We start from the raw sequence: 1,149 nt of genomic DNA, 5'->3' as shown, positions 1-1,149 counted from the left end.
AACACGTGATTTACAACAGTATATGCACAGACTTTTAAAGCTAATAAGTTTAGCACTTGTCGTTTTAATTTTCCCAAATAGTTATAAGGAAACTGTTTCTTTACCTTTCATTTCTAAGTACGTGGAGTACAAGCTTTCTTTTTCATTGGATAATGTACTTTGGTACTCAGATATTGCTCTTTGGTATTCTTTTTTAGTCTGTGTATTTTTCCTTATGTTACGTACACGCAGTTAATAAATATATCTATTTACACACTACAGTGCTCAGTTAAAAAGCTATAGTAAAATTTCCGATTTTATAAAACTGTTCAGATTACGTTGTTTCTTCTCAACGTTCATAGATGAGATCAACAAGGAGATAAAAAACTATCGAAAGCAGTTTGATACTCTTTGTAGCAGGAAAGAGATCAACGCATTGAACGAAGCATGGCGTCACGTAAAATTGCGTTAATCCGTGTTTGATATCCTTTCCCTTGACTTTTAAGCCACGCTAGAACGTCTGAATCCACACGTACTGTTGTGACAGTTTTGGTTGGTTTATAGAATGGATTGCGAACGGCGTTTTTCCAAAATGCATCATTGAGTGACGGAATATCACTATGATCAATTGCACTGTCCGGCATTGCAGCCAGCTTATCAACTTCAACTCTCTGTTTATCTGTCAAAGGTGATAAGTTACCTACATCAATTTCATAAAGAACTTTCTTCTTCATAACGTTTCCTTTCTTTCGAGTTAGCTCGCCGCGCTGAAATAATACGGATTACTTCTATACCATCTTTATCATCATGGACAGTATGCGCCACGAGCAGCAGTAAAAAACCATCCACAAGACCCAAAGTTTGCCAACGATATTCTCCGTTTTCAATACGGTCTTGTTTAACCATGGCGAACGGGTCTGCAAAAACACGAGCAGCAATTTCAAAACTGACACGGTGCTTTCTAAGATTACTTTTCGCTTTAGCTTCATCCCATTCAAATCTTATTTTCATATCTTATGTTAATACATTTATGTATGTATTTCAAGAGTTTTAAATGAACACTGAACTATTTATGTTTTTTTGCATATTAAATATAATTTTATATGTTAAAAAACAACAATATCCTTTTGAAATAATTGCATAAATATGCAAATTATGCTAAGATTTTTT

The 1,149-nt window shown here is 34.2% G+C and carries 2 protein-coding genes and 1 pseudogene; 1 reads left to right on the top strand and 2 read right to left on the bottom strand.

Features of this window, described 5'->3' with window-relative positions; all coding sequences use genetic code 11:
• Positions 1-282, top strand: a pseudogene (locus ACFINZ_RS09810) (hypothetical protein); the annotation flags it as partial.
• 125 nt (positions 283-407) lie between these two features.
• On the opposite strand, the gene ACFINZ_RS09805 reads toward ACFINZ_RS09810, so the two are convergent.
• Together ACFINZ_RS09805 and ACFINZ_RS09800 are read right to left on the bottom strand one after the other, a co-directional pair.
• Positions 408-713 (bottom strand): BrnA antitoxin family protein, encoded by a 306-nt coding sequence (locus ACFINZ_RS09805; RefSeq protein WP_273756873.1) that lies wholly within the window; start codon positions 711-713, stop codon positions 408-410.
• On the bottom strand, positions 691-990 hold the full coding sequence (locus tag ACFINZ_RS09800; RefSeq protein ID WP_375612484.1) for a BrnT family toxin: 300 nt from the start codon (positions 988-990) through the stop codon (positions 691-693). Before ACFINZ_RS09800 ends, ACFINZ_RS09805 begins: the two co-directional genes overlap by 23 nt.
• Positions 991-1,149: the final 159 nt, after the last annotated feature.

It is taken from the genome of Bartonella sp. AA81SXKL (assembly GCF_042196945.1).
Classification (GTDB): domain Bacteria; phylum Pseudomonadota; class Alphaproteobacteria; order Rhizobiales; family Rhizobiaceae; genus Bartonella.
The sequence above is the reverse complement of the archived record's forward strand: the minus strand, read 5'-3'. Positions and strand labels throughout refer to the sequence as shown.